Source organism: Arthrobacter sp. KNU-44, from assembly GCF_051843155.1.
Taxonomy (GTDB): domain Bacteria; phylum Actinomycetota; class Actinomycetes; order Actinomycetales; family Micrococcaceae; genus Arthrobacter.
In genome coordinates this window covers 4488026-4500527 of the sequence record NZ_JBPXNG010000002.1, presented here as the reverse complement: position 1 = coordinate 4500527, position 12502 = coordinate 4488026, and the positions used below count along the sequence as shown (strand labels likewise).

The 12502-nt window shown below is 62.1% G+C and carries 11 protein-coding genes; 9 read left to right on the top strand and 2 right to left on the bottom strand.

Annotated features, from left to right (window positions below):
* Nucleotides 1-279: 279 nt before the first annotated feature.
* Genes ACSVHC_RS22070 through ACSVHC_RS22060 form a run of 3 tightly spaced genes read left to right on the top strand, consistent with a single transcriptional unit; the run spans nt 280 to nt 3219 of the window.
* The gene (locus ACSVHC_RS22070) at nt 280-1386 is read left to right on the top strand and encodes a tyrosine-type recombinase/integrase (RefSeq protein ID WP_437770012.1); all 1107 of its coding nucleotides are present in this window, start codon (nt 280-282) and stop codon (nt 1384-1386) included.
* Nucleotides 1380-1718, top strand: coding sequence for a helix-turn-helix domain-containing protein (locus ACSVHC_RS22065; protein ID WP_231497281.1), 339 nt, complete (start codon nt 1380-1382; stop codon nt 1716-1718). The genes ACSVHC_RS22070 and ACSVHC_RS22065 overlap by 7 nt, the downstream gene beginning before the upstream one ends.
* Nucleotides 1708-3219: a recombinase XerD gene (locus tag ACSVHC_RS22060; protein WP_437770013.1), complete on the top strand. Its 1512-nt coding sequence runs from the start codon at nt 1708-1710 to the stop codon at nt 3217-3219. The genes ACSVHC_RS22065 and ACSVHC_RS22060 overlap by 11 nt, the downstream gene beginning before the upstream one ends.
* Nucleotides 3220-3586: 367 nt before the next feature.
* Here ACSVHC_RS22060 and ACSVHC_RS22055 read toward each other — a convergent pair whose 3' ends face one another.
* Entirely contained in the window at nt 3587-4108 is a 522-nt protein-coding gene (locus ACSVHC_RS22055; protein ID WP_437770014.1) for a DUF4304 domain-containing protein, read from the bottom strand.
* 345 nt (nt 4109-4453) lie between these two features.
* Between ACSVHC_RS22055 and ACSVHC_RS22050 the strand changes: the two genes are divergently transcribed.
* Complete coding sequence (locus ACSVHC_RS22050) at nt 4454-4825, top strand: META domain-containing protein (RefSeq protein ID WP_437770015.1); 372 nt, start codon at nt 4454-4456, stop codon at nt 4823-4825.
* A 152-nt stretch (nt 4826-4977) separates the two neighbouring features.
* Here ACSVHC_RS22050 and ACSVHC_RS22045 read toward each other — a convergent pair whose 3' ends face one another.
* Nucleotides 4978-5610 (bottom strand): dihydrofolate reductase family protein, encoded by a 633-nt coding sequence (locus ACSVHC_RS22045; protein ID WP_437770016.1) that lies wholly within the window; start codon nt 5608-5610, stop codon nt 4978-4980.
* A gap of 165 nt (nt 5611-5775) precedes the next feature.
* Between ACSVHC_RS22045 and ACSVHC_RS22040 the strand changes: the two genes are divergently transcribed.
* The 5 genes from ACSVHC_RS22040 (at nt 5776) to ACSVHC_RS22020 (ending at nt 12458) form a co-directional block, all read left to right on the top strand.
* Complete coding sequence (locus tag ACSVHC_RS22040; RefSeq protein ID WP_437770017.1) at nt 5776-6642, top strand: PhzF family phenazine biosynthesis protein; 867 nt, start codon at nt 5776-5778, stop codon at nt 6640-6642.
* Between the two features lie 414 nt (nt 6643-7056).
* On the top strand, nt 7057-7542 hold the full coding sequence (locus ACSVHC_RS22035) for a hypothetical protein (protein WP_437770018.1): 486 nt from the start codon (nt 7057-7059) through the stop codon (nt 7540-7542).
* An 88-nt stretch (nt 7543-7630) separates the two neighbouring features.
* The gene (locus ACSVHC_RS22030) at nt 7631-8197 is read left to right on the top strand and encodes a cysteine hydrolase family protein (RefSeq protein WP_439181310.1); all 567 of its coding nucleotides are present in this window, start codon (nt 7631-7633) and stop codon (nt 8195-8197) included.
* A gap of 48 nt (nt 8198-8245) precedes the next feature.
* Nucleotides 8246-9565, top strand: a complete 1320-nt coding sequence (locus ACSVHC_RS22025) for an MFS transporter (protein WP_439181409.1) — start codon at nt 8246-8248, stop codon at nt 9563-9565.
* Between the two features lie 160 nt (nt 9566-9725).
* Nucleotides 9726-12458: a LuxR C-terminal-related transcriptional regulator gene (locus ACSVHC_RS22020; protein WP_437770021.1), complete on the top strand. Its 2733-nt coding sequence runs from the start codon at nt 9726-9728 to the stop codon at nt 12456-12458.
* The last annotated feature ends 44 nt before the right edge of the window (nt 12459-12502 follow it).

Sequence of the window (12502 nt, the reverse complement as noted above, 5' to 3'; positions counted from 1 at the left end):
TACATTATGTAAAGTAATACTCTGCGTATCTCATCAGATGAATCAATTCGCCCTAATCCTCCGGATCCGTCGGGGCGGGCTCACTCGCCCCGGGATTGCGCGGATTTTTGCACCTCTGCAACCCTGGCGGGCAGCTTCCCGGACGATCCAGACGGCTGCGTGTGGTTTTCTGTGACGGCGTGAGACGCGCCTCTGACCTGCGGTTTTGTCGTGATGATGCGTTTGATGAATCATTGATTCAAATTATGAACATGATTCAGGCGTGATTTGGAGGCGAAAATGGCGGTCGATGGGTCCGGGCGCGTGCTGCAACTGAGTGCTGTTCGGCTGCTGCATCCCGAGGAACAGACGCTCGAGGACATGCTTACGGGCTGGCGCAACCAGCAGCTCTCCAGGAACCTTCAATTCGACACGATTGATAAGGGCATCGGATGTGTCCGAAGGTTCGTGAACCATGTGAACGAGTTCCCCTGGAACTGGTCACCGGCCCATGTCGAGGAGTATTTCGGTGACCTGCGCTCGATCCATCAACTGAAGCACTCCACGATCCGCGGTTACCAGTCCGCCCTCCGCCGGTTCACGTCCTACGTATCCAATCCCGACTATGGCTGGGACCAGGTCTGTGAGCAGCGCTTTGGCACGCACCCGTCCCAGGTCTTCTTTGACTGGAACACCGCTGCGCACACGCAAGAGTACGAAGGGCGTCCTTCGAAGCGGCCATTCACCAAGGCTGAACTGCAGATGCTGTTCGACCATGCGGATGACCAGGTCGAACTCATCGCGGCCTCTGGCAAGAAAGGCTGGAAAGCAGCCTACCGCGACGCGGTCATGCTGAAAGTCACCTACTCGTACGGGCTCAGGTTCAACGAACTCCGGCACCTGCAGACCATCGATTTCGCGACCAATCCGCAGGCGCGAAGGTTCGGAAAAACAGGCGTCTGCAAGGTCCGCTTCGGCAAGTCACGCAAGGGCTCCCCGCACAAACCCCGCAGCGTCCTGACGGTCTTCGACTGGACCGCCGGGGTCATCGAGGACTGGCTCGCCAACGGGCGGGGAACGCTTGAAACACTGGACCTGTTCCCCAGCGAACGCGGTGGGCTGATCTGCGAATCCACCCTGCTGCGCCGGCTCCGGCGTTACCTGGACGAGCTGGGACTGCCGCTGGATGGCCTGGATCTGCACTCACTGCGACGCTCCTACGCAACACACCTCCTGGAGGACGGGTGGGATCCTAGATTCGTGCAATATCAAATGGGCCACGAACACGCCTCCACCACCGGGATCTATCAATTCGTCAGCGATGACTTCCGCAACTCCACCCTCCGTGCGGCCCTGGACCGCACCATGGACGAAGTTCTGGGCGTGCAGATACGGGGCCAATGGTGAGACGCGAAGTCGAATACAAATGGCGGCTTTCCGAGCTTATGGCAGCACGGGGACTACACAACACCACCGACCTCATCCCCCTGCTGGCCGAGCGCGGCATCTCCTTGTCCCGGCCACAGGTCTACCGGCTCGTCAACCAGAAGCCCGAACGCGTCGCGCTCCAACTCATCGCCGCGATCTGTGACATCTTCTCCTGCGGCCCCGAAGACCTCATCACGGTGACAGCCGCCGACGCCCGCACCCGCAAGACCGGCACCAGCGCTCCCAATGTCGTAGACCTGAACCGAACCGTCCGCCCGCGGCGGGCCCGCATCATCGACGATGGACACTGAGGCTCCAGAGGGGCTGACTCCCCGCAACACCAGCCGCGGCCGGCCGCGCACCACCGGGACCGCCACTTGCGTCCGATGCGGCCGAAACGCCGGCCGAACACGCGCCACCTGGCCCGAAGGCAAAATCTGCGGACCCTGCTTCACCACCGCCACCCGCACCCACGGGACCTGCCCTGACTGTGGCCAGCACCGGCTGCTCCCCGGCCCGCCCGAGACCATCGGCGGGCCGCGATGCGCACCCTGCGCAGGCATCCCCCACGACTTCCACTGCGGCCGCTGCGGTGTTGAGGGCGAGTTCTACCGGCTGGGTATCTGCGCCCGCTGCGCCCTCCGGGACGACCTCAACGATCTACTGCTCACAGACCCTGCCGATTCAGGAATAGCCGTCAGAATCGTCGAGGTCCTCTGCAAGGCAGACCGGCCCGAGAGCATCATCACCTGGAAGCGCTCCCCCAAAGTCCAAGCCCTCCTGTCCTCACTCTCAAACGGGACAACACCTTTGACCCACGAAGGACTCAACGCCCAGGCCAAGTCAGCGGAACGAGAAACCAACCACCTGCGGGCACTGTTCGTCCACCACGGACTCCTCCCCTACCAAGACCCGCACCTGGCCCGGTTCGAGTCCTGGATCGAAGACAAGCTCCGCCCCTTGCCCGAACAGGTCGCAAGACCTGTCGAGCACTTTGCCACATGGCACCACCTACGGCGCATCCGGTCCACGACAACACCGGAAACAAGCGCCCGCGGCCCGGTGCACTCGGCCAAACAAGAGATCACCGAAACCATCAAATTCCTGGACTGGCTCTGGCAGACCCACCAAAGAACCGCAGCCACCTGCACCCAGCAAGACATCGAAACCTGGCTCGCCACCGGACCCACGACCAGAAAAGCCATCCGCACCTTCATCGTCTTCATCAACAACACCGGAACAAACACCCGCGTGGAAATGGGCCATTACACCGCCAAAAAACGCCCGGCAATCACCCAGGACCAACGCCTGGCCTGGCTGCGCGAACTGCTCACCGGCACCAGCGAATCCCTGCCCTACAGAGTCGCCGGGATCCTGCTGCTTCTCTACGCCCAACCGCTCGTGCGGGTAGCCAAACTCCGCGTCGAGGCCGTCGAGCCCAACGAAGGCAGCGCGAACATGAAGATCGCCTTCGGTACGCATCCGGTCCCCGTGCCCCAGCCCGTCGCGGAACTACTTCAAGAACACCTGCGAAACCGGCCGAACCTCAGAACCGGATCAGACACACAAAGCCCCTGGCTCTTCCCCGGAACCCGAGCCGGACAGCCACTTCACCCAAACACCATCATGGACAGGCTCCGCAGCCTCGGCATCGACCTGCGCGGCGCACGAAACACCGCCCTCGACGAACACCTGACCCTTTCCCCGCCACCACTGGTCGCGGACGCACTCGGCTACAGCCACCAGGTTGCGTTCCTCCACGCCGACAATGCCGGGGACTCCTGGTCACGCTACGTAGACCGACGAACATAACCGCTGCTGCGGGCTCAGTCCGGGAATCGGGGTTCTTCTCCCCAAATTGCGCTCTGAACGCGGTTCGCGGCGGCCAAACCAACTCGATTGGCGCTGGTCGATGGCCCCTTGATCCTCGCACTGTGTGTGCTTCGATACACAACCCTGTCGCCGACTATTGTCCCCGCATAGCGGCCGCTCGGGTCGTAGACGCGATCGTCATACACCTTGCCAACGTAGATGCCGGAGCGGGAGTAGAGCCGATCTCCCTGCAATCGGAGAGGACGGCCGTTCTTGGTATAGAGATTACTCATGCTCCAATTCAGCCATGACAGTCTGACAATTCCGACTGGCTACCTGCCTCGGTGAACCCGAAGACGTCCATTAGTTACCGTGCAGGCAAGTCGTGACCGCGACGGCTGAGTTCCTCCCGCACCCGGACGAAAGCGTACTGCGGCTTAGCAGAAAGCAAAGGAACCAGGTCGACAAAAGAGGGCGTGCTATCCATAAAGTTCGCGACCGGGATAATAACAACTTCAGTGAGTTGCTCGACGAAGGCATCTTCCGGGAACCGGCCGCTCATTTCGGCGTCGAGCAGGATGGTTCCCGGAAGGTCGCGAGCTACCAAGCCGTCGTGTCGCACAAAGTCAATCGACGGGATCACATCCGTTTGTTCGGCTCGAAGACTCAGAAGGCAGAGGTTTTCTGACCGAAACTCCCCCCTAGGGACCGACGGGTCCCACGCCAGGTTGAGGTAGTAGTCTCCGCTTCCCCATGGGGACTTCTGAAGGTTCACCACCTGATATTCACCGGCCAATGTCGTGCGGAACCAGTTACGACCCCGCTTACGGAACCCGCGGGACTTGAGAACGCCGGCGAATGCTGACTCGACTAGTTTCGTTCTTTCCACACGGGCAATTCTCCAGCATGATCCGTCTGCGGCCGATGAATACGCCCACATTCGATCCGCAGGGATGCCAGTAGAAGTGCTCCGATCGCAGAACTTGCAGATTAGGACCCGGTGATACGCTGTCGCAACCAAGCTGCGAACGAAGCCCGGTGACAAAGCCCGCGCCCACGTATACGCTGCGATCAGCTTCCATTTTCAGGGGATTCGATGAAGCATTCACGATTGTGGCAAAACACTTTTTGCCTGCTATTTCTCGGCCTGCTAATGACTTCTTGTGCATCAGGTCCAGTAGGCAAAACACGGCCAGACGTTACAACGCTTTCCCCGACCGTTTCCATGCCTCCCGTGGTGACCTGCACGTCCTTCCTGCCGTCTGCCCCATGTTCGCAATACGTCAGCATCTCAGGGACGTCCAACGGCGCTGCCCTGCCGTGGGTGGCGGCAGGCGGGCTAAGAGTAGAACTGTATTCCGTCAACGGCGGGCTTCAGTTCGCAGCGAAAACGCCGTGCAATCCGATCAGCGGACCGGCGGCGATCGCCGGGAACACGCTCACACTTGGCAAGCTCGCAGTCGGGGCGATGGGCTGCGTCGGCGATTCTTCTGCTCAGGAGCAATGGGTCACGCAATTCCTAGGTCGCCCGATCGAAATGTCGTTCGTCCATGACACCCTGACCTGGACGACCGGCGCGGACACGCTCAGCTTTAAAGGCAAATAGCAGTCGCTCGTTGTGTCCTTGCCCTGGCCGCCAGGCGGAACTGACCGCGGGGGCGCCGCTCGTCCATCACGGGCTCCTCCCCTACCAGGATCCAAACCGCGATCGTCTCGAGTCCATACTCACGTCGCAACGCTTGCCACACACCAGCCGCCCTAGAAAACATCCTCGGGATCCACCGTCGACGTTGCGTACTCCGGACGCCCAGCCGGTCGATAAGTCTGGATGGTGATGCCGCGGGACGTCGTCCGTGAGTTGACGAGTTCAAGCGCGAGGTCCGGACCGGATTCGGGGAACAACCGAGTGCCCTGGCCGACGACCACGGGATAGGTGAGCAGGTCGAGCCGGTCGACCAGATTGTTGGCGAGCAGCCATCGGACGAGGACACCGCTGCCCGGGACAACCAAGTCGCCGTCGTGATGTGCCTTCAGCTCGCCGATTGCTGAGGCGAGGTCACCGGCCAGGACGGTCGTGCTCGCCCATTGCGGGTCGGTGAGGCTCGTTGATGCTACATACTTGGGCCGGTTGTTCAATGCGGCCGCGATCGGGTTGGTGCTCGGGTCGATCATCGCTCCCCAATAGGGCGCGAAGATCTCGTAGGTCCGCCGCCCGAAGAGGAACGCGGACGCACCGCCGTAGACCTCGGTGAGATACTCCCCGGTTTCGGCGTCCAGAAGTGGGATCGCCCATCCCCCGCGCTCGAAGCCACCTCTGCGATCTTCGTCCGCTCCGCCCAACCCCTGCATCACGCCGTCCACTGAGACGTTGGTCGTGGTCGTCAACCTCATGTCGTTTTACCCCGTCGAACAACGGCCGCGGAGCCCTTCTGGATCCACGCTACGTGCCCTCATTGTCGCAAGCCTTTACGCCCTTGGCCCGGTACCGCCGTCGAACGCTAATTCGTGGCAAGAGCGGTTCGATCATGACCGCGCCTTCCGTGTGACGATATCCGGATGGAACAGACTCCGGACGTACTCCGCTATGCCGCCTTTACCGCCACTCCCGAAGGAGGAAATCCGGCCGGAGTAGTCCTGGACGCAACCGGGCTTGACGACGCCCGGATGCAGGCCATTGCGGCCGAGATCGGTTATGCGGAAACGGTCTTTGTCACCGGGAAGACTATTGACGGGGACGCCCGCCGAAACCGTGTGCGGTACTTCTCCCCCATCGCCGAGGTACCGTTTTGCGGCCATGCCACAATCGCTTTGGCTGTCGCCCTGTCAGGGCGCGACGGTGCGGGAACCTTTGTGTTCGAGACGGAGGTAGGGCCCGTGGTGATTGAGACGACGGGAGGCGGCGACACGATCACGGCAAGCTTCACGAGCGTGGAGCCCCGGGTAGCCGGCTTCCCCGCCGGTGTTCTGGACTCCCTGCTCGGATTGCTCGGCGTGGGCCAAGGCGAACTGCACCCGGGCTACCCTCCGATGGTCGCCTTTGCTGGAAACTGGCACCCTATTCTTGTCTTCAAGGAACGGAGCACCTTCGACTCCTTCGTTTTCGACCCGGATGCCATGCGCACGCTGATGGATGCCCAGGGCTGGGCAGGCACCGTCACGACGCTCTGCGAGATTGCTGGCGGCGAGTTCGACTCGCGCAACCTTTTCCCCGTGGGAACCATCACTGAAGATCCGGCGACAGGTTCAGCCGCCGCGGCTTTCGGCGCATACCTCCGGTTGCTTTCGCTCGTGGAGACGCCAATCCGGGTGATTGTGCACCAAGGAAGCCATGTCCACCGCCCGAGTGTGCTCACTGTCGACATTCCCCCGGAAGGCGGAATTGTCGTAAGTGGTGAAGCCGTGGAGATCGCCGAACTCTTGTAGAACCCGGCCGCTTCATGCGGGCCGGCGAGCGCGCCAGACGCACCTACCCGTGTCTCACGACTTAACGGGCAGCAGGAAGTATTCTCCATCGATGGGCGTGAACGCCCGCACAATTTCATTTTGGGGGAAATCTTGAAGTCGCACATGGTAAATCGTTCACTCGTCATAGGATCGCTACTGGCTGGGCTAGTTCTGGTGGGCTCAGCCTGCGCAGATCCGGTGGCGAGTCCTCCCCCTGCTGTTACTGCACACGTCGACTCTTCGACGCCGACGCCAACTTCCGTACCCGCACCGGTGACTTCTATCGCCGTTCCTACCCCGGCCGCCTCATTCCAGCGCTTCACTTTTCCAGACGGCCACATCTCCTTTGCATACCCGGCAGGTTGGGCTGTTCGCACCGAACAGGGACGGTATTTGAGCCCGGAGACCAAGGCAGGTTCCGTATCCGCCATCGTCTCCGATGCGTCCGGATCGGAGGTAGCACGCGTCCTCAGCGGGATGTACGGTGACGGTGCTGCCGGTTGGGTCCAGAGGACTGTCTTGGACCACGTTCCCGTTGAGGGGATTACAAGCGCCGCCGGGGAGCCCGTCGAGTTCGGCTTCGCCATGGATCAAGGCTTGTCCGTTCCTTCTCCTTACACAGGGGTGCCTACCGTGCCTGCAGATGGCAGCCTCAGGTACTACTTCATGGATGTCCGGCGTGCTGGTGAGTTTCAGCCAGCGCAGAACAGTTCCGGATCCAACCAGATTCGCCTGCCTAATGGGGTCATGTCGGCTTTTGTTGTCTTCGACTCCGGGAAGCAGCCCGTCTTTGCAACGCCTGGCGCGGCAAGGGCGTGGATGGCGAGTGAAGAATATGGCCAACTGAAGGCCCTCGTGCTTAGTCTCAGATATGCGTAAGCAGGCCAAGTGCGACGTGACTCCGCTTAGATAGTAAGGAAACCTTTTCAGTTTGCCTTACTCAAACGCCTTTGGAGCCGTGAGAAACATGCCCATCACCACGTTGGACCCACAGACCGCCCTCATCATTGTTGACCTTCAGCGGGGAATAGTTGCCTCCCCGAAAGCGCATCCCATCGATCCAATCGTGCGGAATTCCGCTGCCTTGGCGGATGCCTTCCGCAGCCACGGCCTGCCCGTGGTGCTGGTCAACGTCAGCGGCGGAGCGCCCGGCCGGACAGATCAAGGCAGTACCGCGGGAAGGGACTTCCCAGCCGAATTCGCCGAACTCCTGCCCGAACTCAACCAGCAACCAGGCGATCACCTCGTCACGAAGAAGACGTGGGGCGCGTTCACCAACACCGGCCTGGGCGCACTCCTGGAGGACCTTGGTGTGACCCAGGTGGTGCTCACCGGTGTGGCCACCAGCATTGGCGTGGAATCCACTGCGCGGAGCGCCCACGAAGCCGGCCTTAACGTCACTCTCGCCCTTGACGCGATGACCGATCTGACGATGAACGCCCACGAAAACTCCGTCACGACGATTTTTCCCCGACTAGGCGAAACCGGAACGACTCAAGAAATCCTGAACGTGCTTGAAACCACCCGGTTGTGACCGCGCCGGACGCGGCCGGCGCCGAACCCAGCTGACACGGGCAAGCGCCTGCTGACTCCCCCACGGTCCGCGACTCGGGCCGAGACTTCAGGTCAGGGTGATCGGCCCTCGAACCCGCTGGGTTGGAGATTCACGGCACCCTTCCTGCTTGGCTCCACCCTGAACCCGATCAACAGCTCGATGATTGCCACCGCGCTGGTGGGCATCGGGACTGACTTTCGCTCGAGTCCGGGCGCCACCGCCGGACTCATATCCGTCCTGTACCTATGTAGCGCAGTGGCCCAACCGACCATGGGGAAACTCTCCGTCTTCTTCGGGCCCAGGCGGGCCTTCCTCTCCGGCGTCGCTGTCCTCCTGCTGGCTGGTGTCGTGGGCGTGCTGGCTCCAAACCTGGGCGTGCTGCTCATTTCGAGGGCACTCATCGGCGTCGGGACTTCAGCGTGCTACCCGACGGCGATGGCGCTGGTCCGCCGGCGGGCCGATGAGTCCGGGGTCGGCGTCCCGGGCCGCGTCCTGGGCAACTTTTCGATCGCAGCCCAGGTGACCGCCGTCGTCGGCTTGCCGCTTGGTGGAGTGTTGGCAGGCGCGTTCGGCTGGCGGGCCCTGTTCGCGGTCAATATTCCGCTGGCCCTGCTGGCATTCACTCTCACGTTGCGCGGAGTGGCGAAAGACGCGCCGGTCCGCAAACAGGGCTTGGCTAGCCTGCTCACCATGCTGGACCTGCCGGGGATCGCCCTCTTTGCTGGTGCGATCATCTCGCTGCTGGTGTTCCTATCGGCGCTCACGACGCCTGCCTGGTGGCTTGCCGTCCTCGCTGTGGTGCTGGCGGGGGCGCTGCTGTTGCGGGAACGGCATGCGCGCAGTCCGCTGATCGACGTCCGGATGCTGGGCAGGAACGGACCGCTGCAGCGTACCTACCTGCGTACGATCCTGGCCGCACTGGCAACATATGCATCGATGTACGGGGCCAGCCAGTGGATGGAACAAAGCATGCGACTGAACCGGTCGGGCGTGGGTCCGCTGGCCGTTGATCCTTGCAGGCGTCGCTTTGACCCTCTCCGCAGAGGTGATGCTGCTGGTGAACCACAGCTCCGGCGTCGCACTGCTCATCGGGATGACCCTGCTGATGGGCCTGACCAACGGTTTCAGCAGTTTCGCCAATCAGGCAGCGCTGTACCTGCAAACGACGGCCGCGGAGATCGCCGTGGCCTCGGGCTTGCTGCGGACGTCGATGTACTTGGGCGCGATCGGCTCCTCCAGCCTCATCAGCATCGCCTTTGGGTCGTCCGCCACCGACGCAGGTTTCCACACCTTGGTCTGGATTCTGGTCGCCATTGGAGCATCCATGGTGCTCCTGACGGCGTTTGATCGCGGCGTACCGGCCGTCGCCGCGGAGCGTTGAGCCCGATGGCGGGTGGCCACCCGGGCTGCCCGTCGCGACATGGCCGTCGCGAGCAAATCCTTGTCACGCTTCAGCTCGTCTCCTAACCTTTCCTCATGGGTGAAGGCCGCGCGTCGGAGACTCACGTTGATTGAAGCAACGTTGCATGGGCGGGATGTCCAGGTCGAGCGGATCGATGCTTTCCTGAACGAGTCCGGAGGTGATTCCCTCCTCGTGGTCACCGGAGAACCCGGAGTCGGAAAATCGGCCGTGCTTGAATTCATCGGCGATCGAGCAGCCATGAACGGCACTCGAGTGCTCGGCGCGCGGGCCCTCGAGTTTGAAGCCGAACTTCCGTACAGCACGGTCAACCAGCTGTTGCTCCCGTTGATCGGCACGCTCCCCCAGCTCGCGCCGGATCACCAGGCGGCAATCGGCATCATCTGCGGACTTCGGACGGGCGCGATGCCCGGCCTCCTCGTTGCGGGCGCCGCGGCGCTTTCCCTCCTGGAACTGACCGCCGCAAAATCGGACTCCGTGCTCCTGATGGTGGATGACTCGCCATGGATGGACCTGCTTTCCGCCATGACGCTGACCTACCTTGGCCGCCGTCTTCGCGGGGTATCGGCCAAGATCCTTGTGGCAGCACGACTGGATGAGGACACGGTCTTCGTCCGCAGCGGCTTTCCGGCTCTTCTTGTTCCTCCGTTAAGCGACGACGCCGCGGACGCTCTGCTCGTCGATCGTTTTCCGGCTCTGCCCGCAAGCGTTCGACGGCGGATCCAAGGTGAGGCGCTTGGCAATCCACTCGGACTGCTCGAGCTCCCCGCTGCGCTCAAATACCCTAGTGTGCAGCCGTTGCCCAGCATGCTCCCCCTCACGAACCGACTGAAATCTCTTTACGAAGACCGGTTGTCGGCGCTGCCTCAGCACACGCGTGAAATGTTGCTCTTCGTGGTCCTTGCCGGCGCCGAGAACAGGTTGACCATCGAAAAATGCATTCCACCGAGCGCTGGCCATAATGATTTCTCGCCAGCAGAGCGCGCGGGCGTAGTGCGTTTCAACTCCCGTTCCGGGCGTTGGGAATTTCGTCACCCGCTGATTCGCTCGGCCGTGTTCGAGCGCTCGACGGACGAAGAGCGCCGGCGCGTGCACTCAACCCTCGCCGATGCCTTCGCCGACGAACCTGAACGGCGGGCCTGGCACCTCGGCCAGGCGGCAACGGGCCCCGATGAGGAAGTCGCGGCGCTTCTCGAAAACGTGTCCCAGCGGTTCATCGAGATTGGCGACGGCACCCGGGCAACTGCTGCAATGCTCAGGGCTGCGGAACTGACTCCTTCCGTCAGCGGCCGTGAGCGCCGAGTGGCGCGCGCGGCATATCTTGGATCATCGATTGCGGGGACAATCGGAGAAAGTCCGGCTCTGCTCGCTGAGTCGCTTCGGAGCCAATCCAGTCCACCACAGCTGGCGACCGTGATCGCTGTGACGTACGATCTGCTCAACAGCGAGGGGGACGTTGCAACCGCACGCAGACTCCTGCTTGCCGCCCTGGCACCAGGAACGTCCGAGCCGGATGCGGACGCCCGTGATTATGCCGAAGCCCTCTACACACTCGTCCTGGTCGGTTTTTTCGGGGGCAATGGGGACTTCTGGAAACCTCTCCTGGCTCAGGCGTCACCCGGAGGCCTGCCGGAAGTACTCCAGTTTCAGATCGGACTTTTCGTCGATGCGGCTCACTCGGAGGGAGCATCTATCGAGCGCTTTCATCGCGCGATTGATGGACTTCGATTCGTTACCGATCCGCTGCACATAGTGCGTTTCGCCACCGCCGGGGCATACATCGATTCTCTCGGAGGCATGCGCGATGCCCTCTGGCAAGTCGTCGAAGACGGGCGCAGAGGGGAAGCCATCACTCCCGCCATTCAAGCGCTCTTTCTGCTCGCCAATGACGACTACTTCAGTGGCAGCTGGGACGAGCTGGAGGTGTTGGTCCAAGAGGGCATGGACCTCTCGATAGAACACGGTTACGCACTGACCACCGCACCGGCCAGGTTCCTGTTGGCACTCGTCCAGGCGGCCCGTGGAGAGGAAGCCCCCGCTCATGGCACTGCCGAAGATCTCCTTATTTGGGCTGCGCCGCGGCGGCTTGTCGCCCTCGCCAATTATTCGTCGCACATCCGGTGCCTCACGGCATTGCCGGCCGGCCGATTCGACGAGGCCTTCACCCATGCGGCGACGATCAGCGCGCCAGGCATTCTTCCGGCGTACATCCCACACGCCATCTGGTCGGCTTTCGATCTCATTGAAGCAGGCACGCGATCGGGACGCAGGGCCCAGGCACAAATGCACCTACGGGCGTTGGAAAGTACTGAAGTCGCCAGCCACTCCTCGCGGTTGGGTGCCCTTGTCCTGGCCGCCCACGGGTTGTTGGACGAAGGTCCGGACTGGAAGGAAAAGTTCGAGTCTGCCCTTGCCACCCCGGACGTTGAGCACTGGCGGTTCGATCACGCGCGGATCCGGCTTCTGTTCGGAGAGGAACTTCGACGCCGGCGGGAACGCTCCGCCGCCAAGATCCAACTCAGCGGAGCGAGGAAGATGTTTCTTCAGCTGGGTGCCACTGCGTGGGCCCTGCGCTCGGATCGGGAACTTCGCGCACTTGGTGCACCTGAGGTGCGCTCCGGCGCACTGACCCCGCAAGAATCCGCAGTTGCTGACCTCGCGGCGACGGGCCTCTCGAACAAACAGATCGCCGAGTCCCTCTTCTTGTCACCGCGAACTGTCTCCACTCATCTTTCGCGTACTTTCTCGAAGCTGGGGATCTCGACGCGGGCCGGCTTGCGTGACGCCCTCTCGGCCGGCACGAACACTTTACGTCCTTGAATGTACGTCAATTGACGGATTACCACGGGCGAACGGAAGCCTAG

Bases quoted from the DNA above. Each gene is read 5' to 3' on its own strand.
- ACSVHC_RS22065 (WP_231497281.1), top strand. From the start codon at position 1,380: ATGGTGAGACGCGAAGTCGAATACAAATGGCGGCTTTCCGAGCTTATG.
- ACSVHC_RS22060 (WP_437770013.1), top strand. From the start codon at position 1,708: ATGGACACTGAGGCTCCAGAGGGGCTGACTCCCCGCAACACCAGCCGC.
- ACSVHC_RS22030 (WP_439181310.1), top strand. From the start codon at position 7,631: ATGCCCATCACCACGTTGGACCCACAGACCGCCCTCATCATTGTTGAC.
- ACSVHC_RS22070 (WP_437770012.1), top strand. From the start codon at position 280: ATGGCGGTCGATGGGTCCGGGCGCGTGCTGCAACTGAGTGCTGTTCGG.
- ACSVHC_RS22045 (WP_437770016.1), bottom strand. From the start codon at position 5,610: ATGAGGTTGACGACCACGACCAACGTCTCAGTGGACGGCGTGATGCAG.
- ACSVHC_RS22040 (WP_437770017.1), top strand. From the start codon at position 5,776: ATGGAACAGACTCCGGACGTACTCCGCTATGCCGCCTTTACCGCCACT.